12 protein-coding genes are annotated in these 16,620 nt (G+C 52.8%); all 12 read left to right on the forward strand.

The features are described 5' to 3' along the window. Positions 1-164 precede the first annotated feature (164 nt). The 12 genes from BLV20_RS02100 to BLV20_RS02155 all read left to right on the forward strand — a co-directional run bounded on the left by BLV20_RS02100 (position 165) and on the right by BLV20_RS02155 (position 16,142). Positions 165-1,379 carry a phage tail sheath family protein gene (locus tag BLV20_RS02100; RefSeq protein WP_175540122.1) on the forward strand — a complete coding sequence of 405 codons (1,215 nt, stop codon included), beginning with the start codon at positions 165-167 and terminating at the stop codon, positions 1,377-1,379. Next, positions 1,376-1,843, forward strand: a complete 468-nt coding sequence (locus BLV20_RS02105) for a phage tail protein (RefSeq protein ID WP_092296303.1) — start codon at positions 1,376-1,378, stop codon at positions 1,841-1,843. Before BLV20_RS02100 ends, BLV20_RS02105 begins: the two co-directional genes overlap by 4 nt. Beyond that, positions 1,840-2,016 carry a DUF5908 family protein gene (locus tag BLV20_RS31320; protein WP_175540123.1) on the forward strand — a complete coding sequence of 59 codons (177 nt, stop codon included), beginning with the start codon at positions 1,840-1,842 and terminating at the stop codon, positions 2,014-2,016. The genes BLV20_RS02105 and BLV20_RS31320 overlap by 4 nt, the downstream gene beginning before the upstream one ends. Further along, positions 2,013-2,717, forward strand: a complete 705-nt coding sequence (locus tag BLV20_RS02115) for a CIS tube protein (protein ID WP_218190291.1) — start codon at positions 2,013-2,015, stop codon at positions 2,715-2,717. Before BLV20_RS31320 ends, BLV20_RS02115 begins: the two co-directional genes overlap by 4 nt. A 2-nt stretch (positions 2,718-2,719) precedes the next feature. Beyond that, on the forward strand, positions 2,720-4,405 hold the full coding sequence (locus BLV20_RS02120; protein ID WP_175540124.1) for a phage baseplate assembly protein V: 1,686 nt from the start codon (positions 2,720-2,722) through the stop codon (positions 4,403-4,405). Positions 4,406-4,550: 145 nt separating this feature from the next. Next, positions 4,551-4,976 carry a GPW/gp25 family protein gene (locus BLV20_RS02125; protein WP_092296312.1) on the forward strand — a complete coding sequence of 142 codons (426 nt, stop codon included), beginning with the start codon at positions 4,551-4,553 and terminating at the stop codon, positions 4,974-4,976. Continuing rightward, positions 4,973-5,395 carry a hypothetical protein gene (locus BLV20_RS02130; RefSeq protein WP_092296315.1) on the forward strand — a complete coding sequence of 141 codons (423 nt, stop codon included), beginning with the start codon at positions 4,973-4,975 and terminating at the stop codon, positions 5,393-5,395. Before BLV20_RS02125 ends, BLV20_RS02130 begins: the two co-directional genes overlap by 4 nt. A gap of 112 nt (positions 5,396-5,507) precedes the next feature. After that, positions 5,508-8,171: a baseplate J/gp47 family protein gene (locus BLV20_RS02135; RefSeq protein ID WP_092296318.1), complete on the forward strand. Its 2,664-nt coding sequence runs from the start codon at positions 5,508-5,510 to the stop codon at positions 8,169-8,171. Positions 8,172-8,258: 87 nt separating this feature from the next. Further along, complete coding sequence (locus BLV20_RS02140; protein WP_092296321.1) at positions 8,259-11,012, forward strand: hypothetical protein; 2,754 nt, start codon at positions 8,259-8,261, stop codon at positions 11,010-11,012. A 405-nt stretch (positions 11,013-11,417) separates the two neighbouring features. Next, a complete protein-coding gene (locus BLV20_RS30810) occupies positions 11,418-12,776 on the forward strand; it encodes a phage tail protein (protein ID WP_139192663.1) in 1,359 nt (452 codons plus the stop codon). Between the two features lie 232 nt (positions 12,777-13,008). After that, entirely contained in the window at positions 13,009-14,724 is a 1,716-nt protein-coding gene (locus tag BLV20_RS02150) for a contractile injection system tape measure protein (RefSeq protein WP_139192664.1), read from the forward strand. A gap of 185 nt (positions 14,725-14,909) precedes the next feature. Beyond that, the gene (locus BLV20_RS02155; protein WP_139192665.1) at positions 14,910-16,142 is read left to right on the forward strand and encodes a hypothetical protein; all 1,233 of its coding nucleotides are present in this window, start codon (positions 14,910-14,912) and stop codon (positions 16,140-16,142) included. The last annotated feature ends 478 nt before the right edge of the window (positions 16,143-16,620 follow it).

Here is a 16,620-nt window from a genome sequence, read left to right on the forward strand (position 1 = left end):
TCGTATCGATTAAGTGCTCGTCAGTGCGTTCGGATCGCTTGTCACGCGTTATCCATTGCACTGTGTCAAGTATCATGACGTTGGCATTGAACAGCATGAGTTACGAATATGTTGATGCTGTTTTAGTGTGCTGAATCGCGCTCGATCTAAATAGGAAAAGCATGATGAACATGTTACATCCTGGCGTTGAGTTTGCCGAATCCATGGCTCTACCACCGATTTCGGAGGATGAAACTGCTGTTCCGGTGTTTGTCGGTTATACCGAAAATGGCTCAATGAAAAAATTGATCTTTATTGAATCGATGAGTGAGTTTGTCAATCTGCTGGGGGGCGCGGATCATTCTGCTGGCAATAGCTCGGTGCTTTATTATGCAGTCCAGCATTATTTTGATAATGGCGGGCATCCGTGTTTTGTATATTCAGTCGATACTTATAAGGCTTTAGCGACTTGTGACAGTGCGACAATTTTAGCAGAGCTGTGTGCGGCGGTATTATCTCCAAGTATTACTCAGGAACCGGCGGTTTCACTGTTATCTGTTCCGGATATCGTGCTGTTGGATGCCGACGCCAGCACTGAAAATTGGTTGCTTGTCTGGCAGGCTATGTTGAGTGCCTGCGTGAGTAAAACCGGTCTCTTCAGCTTGCTGGATTCTCCTGTTTCCGTGGCCGCCGCCAAAAGCTGCCTGGATGTCGTTGATTTGGTCGGTAGTGAAAACGGGGCAGCTTACTGGCCAAGACTGGTGAGCGATTACACGCTGGAAAACAGCCGACAGATTGTGCTGCCTCCCTCGGCTGCGGTGGCAGCGATCATTCAACGCACGGATCGCGAACGTGGCGTATGGAAAGCACCTGCCAATGTCGCTCTGGCCCATGTGATTCAACCTGCGATTTCGCACTTACAGGCTGATGGACTGTTCAATCATGGCGCCGCTTCCATCAATCTGATCCGCTCTTTTCCTGGGCGTGGAGTCAGGGTCTGGGGCTGTCGCACATTGACCCCGGCGCCAAGTTCGCACCGGCGCTACGTGCAGGTCAGGCGTCTGCTTTCTTATATCGAAGCGAGATTGGCCAGGGTTGGACGCTTCAGTGTATTTGAGCCCAATAACGAAATTACCTGGTTGAAACTGAAAAGCCGGGCAAGGGACTGGTTACGCAAGTTATGGCTGAGCGGCGGACTGTTCGGGGTCGTTGAGAGTGAGGCGTTCGAACTGTTCGTCGGGCTGGATGAAAGCATGACGGCGGAGGATATCAAGGCCGGCAGATTGATTATGAAGGTCAGGGTTGCCGCACTTTATCCGGCCGAATTTATCGAGATTCATCTGCACTTCGAACTTCAGGAACGACATGGTGCAGGTAATAGTCAGGGAATATTGATATGACCACCCGGGAAAAACTATTCGAACCTTCGGTTTCTCATCGATTCTTGACAACGTTCTTTTTCAAAAATATTCCGAGCCCGCTGGATATTCGCTTTCAGCGTATATCGGGCTTGGGACGGGAGCTCGGTGTCAGTGAACATCGTGAGGGTGGCGATAATGTAGGTAGCCTCTATCTGCCGGAAAAGATAAAGCACACACCTTTGGTACTTGAGCGTGGTGTGATGGTCCTGACACCGTTGACCCTGTTCTTCAATGATGTCTTGAGTAGTTTTGATGCTCATTACGCCGATCTGGTGATCATGTTGTTGAACCATCAGTCCTTGCCTGTTTGCAGTTGGACGGTCAGCGATGCTTTGCCGGTGAAATGGCAAACGGGTGATTTGGATGCCACGAGCAATACGGTGCTTATTAACCGACTTGAGTTGGCCTATAGAGATATGCAATGGCTGGGAGCGAGAGCATGACCATAGAAATTCAAGAGTTGATTATCCAGGCCCGGGTGACGGATAGCTCCAACCAGTCTGCAACGCATGCCACCTCCTGGGCATCGCTGGAGCGGGCAGAGCAAGACCGTCTTGTGGAGCAGCTCACCCGGCGGGTGCTGGAATGTCTGCGTGATGAGCAGGAGCAGCAATGATGGGGATTCTAGAAAGGGCCCTGTCCAAGCTGACGATCAGTGCTTATCAGGATCGGGAACTTCGCAAGGAAGTCGGTCGAATACAAGCAATGTATAACCCTGAGTCGATCAGTTTGAATTACCGCACCGATTATGCGCCAGATGAATACATCAACAGCACGCAGCAAAGTAACCGCTATCAACAGGTTCGTCCTGGTGAGTTGAATCTGCAGTTAGTATTCGACGCTCAATTGCCAGGTAACAAGAGGACAGTAGATTCGCAATTGGCTCGATTGCGTGCACTGTGCTGTTCAGTACTTCCAGAGACTAAAGAAACGCCCTTTCTAAAAGTAGAATGGGGCAAGATGAGTTGGAGCGGCCATGGTTATTACGCAGGGCGAATGGTATCGATGGCGGTAAGTTATACGCTGTTTGATCGTGATGCCATGCCATTGCGGGCAGAGGTCGCACTGCGCCTGAGTACCGATGAAAGTCTATTGCTGCAAAAGTCTATTCAAGGATTAAGTTCGCCGTTGGTTGGCACCCTCAGCGTTCCCGATATGCCCTCGCTGGCACTGATTGCTGCGGGTATCGCCACAGGCGCTGGTGCCGCTGGCGCAGGGCTCGACTATCTTGCGCTTGCTGTCGCCAACGACCTGGACAGCCTGAACGATGTTTCACCTGGGGATACGCTGGTCGTGCCCGTCGAAGGCGAGGTATGAGCATGAATACAGGTATTTTATCTTCGTCGCTGGAAGTAGAGCTGTTGTTCGGTGCTGAAAAACAGCCACTAACTTACTTGCAGGTTGTTTCGCTCGATACTCGATTGAGCGTGAATCAGATTCCATCAGGCAAAGTCGTGTTGTCTGCTCCCGGCGGTACGACTGTTGATCTAAAAGCCCTGAGTCGCGATGCCGAACGTTGTGAGCCAGGCACCGCTGTGATCATCAGGATCAAGTCTGTCAGCCCTGAGGTTGTGCTGTTCAGCGGAATTGTGCAGCAGCAGAGCTACAGGGTGCAGATGGGACGCTCAGAGTTGACGTTGAGGTTGCGGCACCCGTTGCAAAGGCTGGTTGCGACCCATCGTAATCAGCTTTTTGAAAAGATGAGCGATAAACAGGTCTTGCAGCAATTGTTGCAGGATCATCAGATCCCGCAGGGAAGCCGAATGCATGGCTTGTCTGTGGTACATCCGCAGATGGTCCAGTTTGACTGTTCCGACTGGCAGTTCATAAAAGCCCGGCTTAACGCCAATGGTGTATGGCTATTACCGGACGCCAATGGCGGCGTATCCGTTATTGAACCAAAACTATCCAGTGGCACGGCGCAGCACACGTTATACCAATCGCAATCAACAGCACAGGCGGGAAAGAACGAACCGCTTATTGAAGAGGCTTGCTGGCAATTCAGTGGTATGGAGCAGCCCGGAAAACTGGCCGTCACAGCCTGGGATATAAAGCAGCAGGCCATGTCGCAGAGTACCCAAGGCCGACCCTTTTCCTTGGGGGAGGAGGGCTTGGATCCCGGTCGTTTTTCGATGCCGGGACAGAAGCAATGGCTGTTGGCGTCCAGTCTGAGCTTGATGCCGGATGAGTCAAAGGCATTGGCCGACAGTCGTTACCTGGCGTTGCAGGTCAAGGGGGTGCAAGCGCGCTTTACGTTAATGGGGGCTACGGCATATCAACCAGGTGAAACCTTGACCTTGAGCGGTTTTGGCAAGCACTTCAATGGCAAGGGCATTATCAGTTCGGTGCAGCATAAGATCAGCCGGGGAAACTGGCGCACTATTGTGACCTTGGGCCAAGACACCTTGCGTAATGTCGACGATACGCTGCTGCCGACGGTTTCAGGCCTGCACGTTGGTGTGGTCGAGGACTATGAGGAAGACCCGAACAGCTTCAACCGGTTGCGGGTCAAGGTCCCGGCAGTAGGGGACAAATCCCTGTGGGCACGCTTTTCCATGCCCTATGCCAGCAAAGACACTGGCTTGTGTTTGTACCCGGAGCCCGGCGATGAGGTGGTGCTGGGTTTCTTTGTCGAAGACCCTCGATATCCGGTCATTCTCGGCGCCATGCATAACCCGGAAAACAAAGCGCCCTTTGCGCCGAGCAAGGCCAATAATAAAAAAGGCTTGGTCCTTGGCAAAAAGGACAGCAAGCGACAACTCTTGTTTGATATCGAAGAGGGTAGTTTGTCATTGCAATATGACAAGGACTGCTTGAATTTCAAATCAGGTATTGAACTGAGTGCCAGTCAGGATGTCGCCCTTACCAGTGAAAATATTCAAGTCAGTGCTTCAAAAAACATGACACTCAAAGGTAAGGAAAAACTCGAAGCCTCCACCAAAGTAATGAGTGTAACCGGGAATGACTCCGTAAAAATAAAAGGGAAAGCAATCGATCTTGGATAAGAAGCAATAGCCCTGCACTGAGCAATGTCTATGTGGTGCGCTTGCGATGTCAAGTCAAGACAAAAATATCCTTATAGTTCTTATATCTATGGCTTAAACCCGGTCAGCTTTAAGTTGTCCGAACGCTATGCTGCCAGGAGTAATAATGAATAATAAAACCAGTGGGATTTATGGGCGCGGCTGGGCATTTCCTCCAACATTCACCGTTTATCCCGAAGGAGGGGTGGCGATGGTGGAAGACCAGGAGGATATTCGTCAGAGCTTGCAGATTCTTTTCAGTACGGCTCCCGGGGAAAGGGTTATGCGCCCCGATTATGGTTGCGACTTGAACAGCATCATGTTCGAGAATCTTGGCGAGGATTTATTGGCCGATATTGAGCGGAAAATTACAGAGAGTATTCTGCGTTATGAAACCAGGGTGGTTCTGAACTCCCTGCAAGTAACACAGAGCCCTGGGACCCCGAGTCAACTTGTCGTCAGTGTGAGCTATCGGGTCCGGGGTAGTGACATGACAGGGAAGCTCGACGCCTTGCTGGATATTGGCGATGGTCAGGGAGTCGGTTTCCTATGAACGATTGGGTAGTGATACAGGGCGATATCGTGAAATTCGACCCGGTGTTTGGAAATCGCACGGTGATTCCCCCGCCAACCACTATAAATGGCACCGGCAAGGCCACCATCAATAACAAGAATGTCTGTGTCAAAGGCGACGAGAGGCAAGTAAGGCTAATGAATGTCCCTTATACAACGGCTTCTCATACTGTTCCGGGGACTGGAACCATCACCATAGTGGCGCTCGATGCCAGCCAGGAGGCAAAGAAATCCATCTGCGGTCAGCCAATCATTATCAAGGGGCAGAAGTTCAAGGCTCAGTTTCTACCCACCCAACCTGCGATGACACCGCCACCTGCCTCATCGCCCGATCTGTCCGTGCCGAGCATGGGAACCGGAAGTTTCAATATCAGTCAGCGAACCGTGAAGGCAGGGTAGTTGTTTCTTATGGCGACGCTGACTCATGAGCAATTTGAGTTGGTGGAATGAGGTTGGACTTGCTCCCTCTTGGCTTCGAGGGTTTCGAATGTTGTGAAAAGGAACATGGCTTATGTCGAATTTAATAGCGATGTCGCAGGACGAACATTTCAAGTTGGATGATCGAACCATCGAGCAGCGTTTGAACTATGTGTTCGAGTATGCGAGTCGAATTCCGTTTGCGGGTCGTCCGCAAAACAGTTGGGCACAGGTGCTCTTTCCAGGCGGAGTTGAAGATATCCAGCGGCTGGCTACCTTGTATGGTTCTGCTGAACTGTCCGACGGCCAGTTGGTTCCGCAACAAGCATTCCTGTTGGTTCTGTTACGTCAACTGGAGACCCCGGCAGCGTTGTTCAATAGTCTGCCGGCAGCCCATCGCCAGCTCTACTATCGAGATTTCCTGGGTCTGAAGGAGCGTGCGGCGGAACCCGATAGAGTGGTGTTGTCCTTTCGTTTGAAAGGAAATACCTCGCAGTTGTTGCTCGAGAAGGGAAGCCTGTTCGATGCTGGCCAGGACAGCCAGGGCACTTCCATTCAGTATCAGCTGGATCAACCATTGCAGGCTAATCAGGGCCAGTTGACCGACGTGCGCTGGTGTAGGCCTCACGAGGGGAGTCTGTTCTCTTGTGTATTGCAAGATGCCCGCCAGGGGCTTGCGTGGCCGCAGCAGGGTAGTCGTCTGTTCTCGGCGGACACCAATCCGGAAGTACCGGTCATTACCGGGCGCGTAGTGGCCTCCGATGTCTTGGCCCTTTCAGAAGGCAAGCGGACTATCCGCATCGACTTTGCCTCCAGCCCGGCTCCAGGTGAGATATACGCCGACGTCAGTACGGTCAACGGTTGGGTCCGCTTGACTCGGGAACAGGGGTACAGCTTTAGTCTGGGAGCCGACGCGCCGGCGATGGCGCCGGCCAACGGCCTCGATGGGTTTTCTCTCGCCACTCCCATATTGAGGTTAAGCCGCAGAGATGGCCTGCCTGTTCCACTGGTTGCCAGCATCGCGGTAAAGGTGGCACATGCTACGCAGGTACGGTTCCGTACCGACAGTGGTAGCCATTCGCTTGACCGAGCCTGTCTTCCCTTTGGCGAGATGCCGGTACCGGAGATCAGTTTCATCAGTCTGATGGCCGCGGACTGGTGCCGTAAGTCCACCCCGTTTAGCGTGACATTGACTCCTCAATGGCAAGGGTTGCCCAGCCAGAGCTTCAGCGATTGGTATCAGGGCTATGACGACGCTCCTGCAACGAATCAGGAGTTCACCGTGCAGCCCAAGATCTACAGCGAAAATGGTTGGGAAAACCTGGGATCGAGGATTCCCCTGTTTGCCGTCGGCTCCGGGGCTCCAGCCGGTATCCCGTTGAACCTTCCTCCATTCAGCAATCTTCCTGCCCAGCCTAGCGACAGTGCGGATCCTGAAGACTGGAGTAGCAAAGTGCGGCTGGAATTGGCCGGCCAGGGTTTTTTGCATCAGCAGTTCGAGGCGCAATCGTCAACCGGAGCCATGTTGAATCCGCCCTATACGCCGCAGTGGAAGGGCCTGGATGTTGAATACAGTGCCTTGGACACAGAGCTGGGCATGCAATATCTATTGACTCCTTTCGGCTACAGAGACACCGATACTGAGGGAGGCGCCACTGATCTGCCGCAGCTCTATCTGGGGTTCAGTTCCATGCAGCCCGGGCAGCAGCTCTCCCTCTACTGGAAACTACAAAGTCCGCAATTGCTTGAATTGGGTTTTCAATATCTGGACCGGGCGAATCGGTGGCGGTCGTTGAATGCGACGGTCGCCGACGGAACTGGAGGCTTGTTCGATTCCGGGTTGTGGATGGCATCGTTACCGGCGGATGCAGCGGACCATGCTCCATGGATGCCGGCGGGACGCCACTGGATTCGTATCCTGGTCACGCCGCCAGGGGATACCAACACCCCGGACACCTCGAGCTATCCATGGTTGCAGGCTGTGCTGGTCAATAGCATGACCGCCACCTTGAGCCGTGGCGAGACGCTGGATGTCATGCATTTCGATCGACCGTTGCCGGCCGGCACGATCGTCCAGGCAGTACAAACCATTGACGGCTTGGATAGCGTCATACAGCCATGGCCTTCTACGGGAGGGAGGGCGCCCGAATCACCTGCGGTATTTCACCAGCGAGTTGCTTGGCAGCTTTCGCATCGTGGGCGAGGGCAGAGCTGGAAAGACATGCGCGCCTTGCTGCTGGAGCAGTTCCCGGAAATTCACGAAGTCTACACGCCGACCGAGGGGGGATTTACGGATCCGCATTCGTCAGATCTGCAAACCATAACGGTTATTCCCAATCATGGTCATATGGATAACACAGACCCGTTGCGGCCTGTTTTTAACATGGCTCGCCTGGACGCAATGCGTCGTTACTTGCAGGATAGAACTTCACCATGGGTCAAACTTAACTTGGCCAACCCAATATATATCGATGTGCTAGGAAAGTATGAAATTGAGTTTCATCACGCGATCAGTCCTGAATACGGCTATCGTATGTTGAGTCAAACCTTGCTTCAGCGCTATATACCTTGGGCGTGGGATGGGCGCAGTGAAGCGAAACCGGGAGGCCGGCTTGATTATTATGAAGTGCTGGCATTTATTCAGCAGCAACAATGCGTCGAGCGTGTAGTAAGACTTACATTGAATGACGCCATGCAATCAGTCGAGTGCGCCCCAACTCGGGTGTTGGTTCCGCGCTGGGAGCGAATTCTAAACTAGGGTGGTAAAAAGTGTGCCGGCAGCCTGACTCGCTGAGTTAATTATCAGTGGACGTCTACTTGTCCAATCTTATTTTCAGGGGAACATATGAAGGACTCCATCGCATCCTCAATACCAGTTCGCAAGTCCATTCACTTTGATCAGTTGTGGCAACAGGCTCAACTGGACCTCGGCTATTACGCGAGGGACAGTTGGAGCGATACCGCCGAGCACGATCCGGGTATTACTTTATTGCAAGGCATGAGTTTTGCCGTTTCGGACCTGGCCTATCGGCATACCTTGCCGTTGAGTGATTTGCTCACATCCAGGCAACAGAGCGGGGAAGGACTGTTTCCTGCCGATTTTGGCCCACATCAGGTTCTGACCGGCTCGCCTGTCACCGTGGATGACTATCGTCGGGCCATTCTGGATCTGCACAGCAGTGGCGATTCCAGCGGAAACTTCTACTTTCGCGATGTCCAGTTGTTATTACTGGATGAGAAAAGCGAAGATCATTACAGCTATTGGTTCGACCCCGTGTTTCGCGAGTTTCATTTTCGGCGCCCGGATAGCGAGGGTGCGGAACCTCAACTATTCATTCTGCAGGGTGGCTACCGACTGCTGGTCGAATTGAATCGGGGGGTAAAGCAAGCCGATGCCGAGCTGGCGTTGCGAGCGTTTCTTGCGGACAACCGCAATGTCTGTGAGTACGCCGGCCCCATTACCTGGCTGCAGCCACACGAAGTGAACGTTGAGCTGACCATCGAGTTGGAAGATGACTTTTGCGAGCCGGCAACGGTGCTGGCCAATATCTATACAGCCTTGGAATCCTACCTGAGCCCTCAACCCCAGCGCTATTGCGCAGCTGAACTGGCTGCGCAGGGACTGAGCAACGAAGCGATATATCAAGGGCCCCGACTTCAGCATGGCTGGATCACGGTGTTACCAGTGTCCCGGGATTATGCAGCGGACTCCACCTTGAGCATCAATCCCCTGGCCAGTGCGCTGTTGGCAATGGAAGGAGTGAAGCGCCTGGAAATATTGAATTTTGCGTCGGGAGGCTGGGAGGCGGTCCTGCCGGCCGGCATGTCTGTTCGTCTGTGGGGGGAAGATCCACTAGCGGTGCTGGCCGACGGTATTCAGGTCAAGCTGATGAAGCGTGGACAGCAGTTGAAAGCCAGCAAAGCGGAAATTGAACAGGCACTGCCCAAGGTTGCACTGATCAACGAACAACCTGTATTGCTGCCATACGGACGTTACCGTGATCCGGGGCGCAACTACCCAGTCAGCGACAAGATTCCACCTTGCTATCGCTTGCAGCAGCCCAGCACCGTGACCCAGGTACAACATCTGCACCAGTTCCTATTACCGTTCGAGCAGTTGCTGGCCAACGGTTGCGATCAGTTAGCCAATCTGCCGCATTTGCTGGCATTTGACCGTAGTGCCTCTGAGGATGGCCTGGTCATGGGAGGGCAATGGCCGTTTAGCGATGGTGCTTTGGCCAATACGGTTCATGCCGATTACTCGGGCCAGCTCAAACAATGGATTAAAGAACAACGCCAGGACTTCGACAAAGAGCTTTCGATCATTGGTTATCTGCTGGGATATTTCGGTGACAGCCGTTCAAACAGGACGTTGCTGAAAAATGTATCCAACGACGACTTTCTGACTATTCAACGAGGTTATCTAAAACAACACAGCGTCTTGGGTTATGCCCGCAATCAGTTCCGCACCGGTGCCGTATCTGCACTCCAACGGCGCATTGCGGCACGACTAGGCCTGGGAAAGGAACTGTTCGTTGCAGCGGCAGAGATGGAATTGGGAAACCTGCCATTCTATTTGGTCGAGCATATTAGCTTGTTGCCGCAGCAACCCGATGCACGCTATGACGAGTTGCAACCCCTGAGTCTCGTCACGGTTGACGATCCGGACTCCCCTTCATGGTTGATTCTGACCTTGGACGATGAGGTGACGGGATTGAGGCCAGGACTGTTGATTGAGTTGGTTATTCTGGACGAAGATAACTCTTCGTACAAAGTTCCTGCCTGCATGGTGGCCAAAGTTGCAGGCAATACCGTTCATCTGGATTTGCACGATAACCGTCAACTGTCCAGCAGCCTCGAGCAACTGATGGAGGCACAGTCGCAGCAAACGCTACGCTGGTCCAACAGCAAACTGTGGCTCAAGGAAATGACGTATGACTTTACATATGTCCAAGATCAGCCACTGGATCACCTACGGCCCTGGATTGAAACCGAGCCTTTCCCACGGAATCTGCAGAATGACGACACTATTGCGATTTATCTGAAGTCTACCAAGGATGGCGATGCGATCACGGTGACCCATGCCAGGGTTGTGGAGATAAATACCATCAATAGGCAGTTGCGGATTGAATGGAAGTCGGGTCCGGCATTACCGGCACCAGAGCAGCAGCAAAACTATCGATGGCATGTAATCGAGACTGAAATTACCGACCGTTTTTCTTTTGATGTGAGCCTGGTCTTCAATAGCGACCTGCTGGCCAACGCAATAGACCCCTATGTGATCGAGGCCTGGATCAAGAACATCATTCAGGATGAATTGCCTTGTCATGTATCGGCTCAACTGCTCTGGTTAAGTGATGTGGCGTTCAAGGACTTTGCCTGGACTTATGCACGTTGGCAGACACAAAAAAATGTTCAGTTGGGAGAGCTGTCTTATAACCTGATGCGGTTGTTAGCGCTCGGTATGCTGCCGACGGGAGAGCAGGGGATCAATGCCATGCGTATTGCGACCGAACAGCAACAGATAACCGCCACCCAACCCGACTGGGATTTTGACTATATCGAAGAGAATGTACTGCTCTATACACCGCCCCTCTAAATATATGAATGGGTAGCAGTCTGGTTCAGGCGTTGAGCTGCCATTGGCTCATGCTTACTTGGCATGAAGTTGTGCTGCCGCTGGTTTGAGACGGTCATCATTGGCTGTTTTTAGTAAAAAAGAATTCCCGCCAGAGCGAATTCAGACTTTGGATTGTCAGGTTTTTATTTTCTTGGCAACCTGAATCAGGAACTGGCGTTGCAATACGTATCCGATCATTCAATGCATTTGAGCGAATATGATTGCGGTGAGTGCTGTTTAGCATGGCGAATGGCAGCCCATAAAACTCGCTTGTTGGTTGCTTGAGATTCTTATCGGTATTTGCAGATTGATAGAAACTTCAGGGCGAAAGTCCTGAGGGGCGGGTGAGTGTGCATTTAAACTAATATCAGAAGGAATATGAAAATGGTTGATACTGTTCCGGAGAATGCTGTAGGCCCTAGTGTTGAAACCCTCAAGGATATATTTGGGGTGCAGAAAGTCCCTTTGGCATCGAACTTTTCCGACTTGATCGATATTGCAGACACGGGACGTAAAGCGGTGGGGTTGTCACCGGCGCAGGACGGTGTACCCGGTATCGGTCTGCAACTGGACAGTTCGCAGAAGCTGGCAGTGCGGCCAAAAGCCGAGAGCGGGGTCCGGGTTGATGGCGATGGTGTTGGCGTTATTCCCGATGTGAGTAAGGGCATTAAGGTTGATGCCAATGGTGTGGGTATTGTCGCTGATTCGAGCAAAGGCATTAAAGTGGATGTCAGCGGTATCGGTGTTGATTTCGGAGCCAGTCTGAAAGTGGCTAATGGCAAGTTGGAAGTGGCGGATTCTTTTGCCGCACCACCTAGTGCGCTTTCTGACGGTGTCGACTTTAACACTGTTGTACCTCCCGCCTATCGAGTTGGGGTGTACGCGGTGTCTAATGGATCGACGTATCTGAATCGACCAGCCACCGCCAACGGCTTGGCGGGAAATGCGTTCTTGATGATGTTTTCTCATGGCAGCAGCAACAGTAACGACTGTACGCAGATCTACTTCAACGCTGTGGGCGGAATGTGGTTAAGAGCCAAGCACGATGGCGCGACGGTATTTACTGCCTGGGGGCGGGTGAATGCTGTTGTGGCAGATCCCGCTAAAGGGATTACGGTTAATGACAACGTGGTGGGGGTTAATCACGGTACCAGCCTGACGATGGCCAACGGTAAGTTGGAGGTTGCACCGAATGCTGGTATCCCCAGTGGATTGATCGTCATGTTTTCGGGGGCAGTGATTCCTGCAGGGTGGGCGCTGTGCGATGGCACCGGAGGTCGTCCGGATTTACGGAATCGCTTTATTCTTGGGGGAAATTTATCTGAAGTTTCAGGCCGAAGCAGTGAAGTGGTAGATGGTGCAGCGAACAACAAGTCGAGCACGGTTAACACTAGCTCGAGCCAACCGTCGATCAGAGTAACAGTTAATCCCCATACATTGACCGGTAGTCAGATACCAGGACATAACCATTTAGGTGGGCTTCAACTAACTAATTATTATAACTGGGGCGATTTGATGTCCTACTATGGCTCCGTGCGCTATGGAAAGCCAAGTGGCAAGACTAATGTGATTAATGCAAATGGGCATAACGATGGTTTGAGTACTAGCGTGCTTTCATACACTTCAACTACAGGGGGAGGGCAGGCTCATTCGCATGGTGGCAGTGCAGAACAGTCGGCACACTCGCACTCTGTAAACACAGTTCCTCCGTATTATATATTGGCATTCATTATGAAATTGTAATATTCAGTGCCGGTTTCCAAGTGAGATTTTTGGTGCGAAGGAAACTGTAAAAGAGTGCGACACATGAAGCCTACCTGGCGCAACACGAGGCCTCGATCTTTAATCGATGCTCCTGGTAATAGGTTTCATGACACCTGTGCTTCGTAATCAAGGGCTTTGAAATCTGAAGCAAAGCAGTCTTTCATAGTTGTTTCATAAAACTTGTTGGAGATAATCAGGGAAGGGTATTTATTTGAATAGCGTAGGAAAACTTCGCATCATACTTGATGTGCATTTGGACTTGGCCGAGCCCTTGCTCAAGCGTTGCCGACGCCTGTTCCATCAGCAGTGGCGAAGAGAGCTGGCGACATTGATGCAGCCGATAGGCGAGGCGGCCCCACCCCTTAGGTTGCCCCCTATGATGCTGGACTTGGGCGAGATAACCCTGGCGCAGTTCGACACGCAGTTTTGCCAGCGGTTGCTATCAGCCCTGGCGGCGAAGCTGCAACCCGTGATGGCCGGCGCACTGCTCGACTCAGGTGTTTCCCCGGCGGGGACTGCGGACTGGCCGGCCGATTCGAGCATCAAGCTGGCGGATGAGCGGGGCATGCTGGTAAGCGATTCCCCTCTGCCAATGTCGGCCAAGGTGCGCAAGGCGAAAGCCGAGCTTCGTCCTGCAGTTGCGCAAACGGTCTTGTCGCAGTTTGCGGGTTTCCTGAAAAGTGGTGTTGCAACCGCTGCCTTGAGCGAGCACTTGGCCTGTTCATCAGATGCTTGGCTGCTGGCGCAGCTCAAGGCCGAACCTGGCGCATGGCGTTTGCTGCTCGCTGAATGCATCTTGAAGCCGAACGCTGTGGCGCGCCTGGTGCAAAGTGCAGGTGACGCGAGTTTGAGCGAGGTTTGCGGACTGTTGTTTGACCGCAGGGCGCAATGGCCGGCTCAGGACAAGCCGGCCTGGGCCTTCTGTCTGATGGTGGGGGCATTATTGACGCAGGTGCGGCGGACTCCCTGCGAGATCCCGATGCCGGACAACCCCTGGTTTGTGGAGCGCTTGTTACCGTCGCGCAAATTGTCCCCCCGGGTGCTACCGCTCCTGGCCGATGCGCTCGTTCAACTGTCCGGGCATCTGCCATCGTCCGCATTAGCGGGGTGGTTGCGCTTGCTTTACCTCGAGTCCGGGCAATGGCAGCACCTTGCCCCTTACTTGAGCCCTGCAAACCGTCAGCGCTTGCATCGGCTTCTGGGGGAGGGAGAAGGGCAAGGGCTGGAAGCCCCTGAACTATCGCCTGTTGCGCCTGAGTCGCTGCCGATGGCAACTCGGCAGGGCCAGGTCCTGGTGCCCGCTGGAGCCGTACAACCGGGCCAGATTCCGACAGGCCCGACCCGATCTCTCGTGGAGCCTGGCTCCGCTTCTAGACCATCAGGGCGTCAAGGGGCAACCGGCGAAGACCAAGCGACAGCTATGCCCGAGGAGATGCTCGTCGATAACGCCGGCCTGGTCCTGCTCTGGCCCTTTCTGCCCGGTATGTTTCGCCGTTTGGGGCTGCTGGTCGAAGACCGCTTTGTCGACAAGAGTGCGCAATGCCAGGCCGTGTGCTGGCTGGACGGGTGGTTATGGGGCGACCGGATGCAGGGCGAATGGCGCACACCGCTGACCAAGTTGATCTGCGGCTTGACGCTGGAAACCCCGCTGTTTCCATGGGCAGAACCGGATGCGACGGTACTGGCCAGCCTGGACCCGCTTTTACAATCGCTACCAGCACAAATCCCGACATTGGCAAGATGCAGCGCCGACGATCTACGTCGTTGGTTTCTGCAACGTCCTGGCAGCCTGTATTGGAAGGAACGACAGGTGCATGTGCAAGTGGAGCCGGATGCCTGTGACGTGTTGTTAGCGGATCTGCCCTGGTCGAGAGAACAATTGTTACTGCCCTGGCTGGAAAGCCCGTTGAAAGTTGTCTGGCCTTGAGGTCGACATCAAGCCAAAAGCGGAAGCGGTTTTATTCTAGCCACACAATCATCTGATTTAGTACTTCGCATTGCGGTGGTTAATTCGCCGCCCTAGCATCGAAAACAGGCCCAGGCCTTGTCCTCTAAATAATAGCGCCAATAACAACCCACTATGGCTACAAACAAAATAGGGAGTTACATGGAATGCCAAATAACCGAGCACAGACAGCGGAGCTGAGAAAGAACTGGTTTCTTGGTAAGACCGAAGATTCTGTCAACGATAAAAGAGCAAGAATTAGCAGGTCGTTCAGCGAAAGTGGCAGCCCCAGCAATGTTCTATCCGACGAACAGTCTTCTGCTTCCGAAACGCTTGCATCCTCGACTGAAGTCGGTTTGCCCGGAATTGAATCTGGTAGCGTCGAAAACTCTCTTGACAGCTCTACTATCGATCATGATGTCTCCACGATGGAGAATGATTTCGAAGACCCCAGATACAAGTGGAGAACTTATGACGCACCAGAAGCGATTATCAAGGCTCATTTGTTTCGTTCGGCCTGCCAAAAACAGATTAATGAAATAATCGAATTCATGAAAGGGCAACTCGATCCTGAAGTATTCAAGCGTGAAGCCAGAAAACACACGGCTCTTTTTGCCGTGAAAGCCAGCTCCGAGATGGCGCTTGGTGTGGGTATAACGGCTGGGGCGTCAATTGCTGGCGCAGCACTTGGTACTTTGGTTTTTCCAGGGGTGGGGACGGGAATCGGTGCTGCAGCAGGTGCAGGTATTGGGCTGGCCGGTAAAACGCTGATGAAAGAAGTTAGCGATAAGGCCTTTTCTAAAATAGGCGGCAAAGCGAAGGTCCAGAAAACACTTTATCCCAAGACTTCGAAGATACGAAAATCTGTAGATAAAGAAGTTTTTGACCCCTACCTCGTTGCAAAAGTCCTGCGACCACTGCAAGAAATCTTTAGCGCAAGGGAAGGGGGACTTTTTGTCGGAAAAAAAGTACTGCAATCAGCATCGAGCGGCCTTGCCAAAAAAGGCATTGAGGTCGCGACAGGCTTTACTTATGCCCCGGCCTTTCCGTTGGTAAGCACACTTGAAGAGGTAAACGACTATCAAAAAGCAAAATACACAACCAGTGCAAAACTAAACAAGCTGGACAGGCTGCTTGTCGAGATCGAACAGCTATCGCGTCTACAACAGAACGTTGTATCTGAAGCATTCGAAGAGTTGGACTACGGTGTCGTCCAGCTTAGAGACACGCTAGATGTCATCGATGTTTTTGACGGGCTCAAGAAGCTTGGCGTTGTCGACGAGACTCAGGTCCTTACATCCGCAAGCATGGCAGATACACACGTTTCCCTTTTGGAACTCGTTCAGTTTGCTCGCAGCTTGATTGACCAAGCCCGGTACCCCGAAAGACCTCACAACTGATCTTCCACAATTGAGCGGATCGAGTTCTGGACTAACACCAGGATTCAGTCCGCTCGCTTTCTTGCGGAGCGTTTCTGTTGCGCCTTCCCTGCTAACGATGCGGGTTTCACCGGCCCGCTCCTACAGCGGCGTTGTTGCCGTTTGGTAAAAATCAGCTTTCATACAGCGCAGCGGTGGCGCCAAATCATTGCTCGACCGACCCACTCCGTGACTTAGCCTGGGGTCCGGTCTCTCCTGCCAGATCTTGTCGGTTGCTGCATCCAGGAATGGTGGCGGCGCGATCCGGTTCCTTCAGTTCCTCTAGACGTTTTTTACCGCGGTGGGTCATCAGGCCTCTCGACTGCCTGGCGCACGGTTGCAGTGTTTTGCTGCATGGGCTGCCCCACTTTTGCGATCAAGCGATGGCCGGGCGACAGCTTCAGGCTAAATGCGGCACTTAAGGATATGCCCGAGGCGGGCCTGCCCAGGGCAAGGTGAG

The sequence above is a fragment of the Pseudomonas sp. NFIX28 genome (genome assembly GCF_900107395.1).
Taxonomy (GTDB): domain Bacteria; phylum Pseudomonadota; class Gammaproteobacteria; order Pseudomonadales; family Pseudomonadaceae; genus Aquipseudomonas.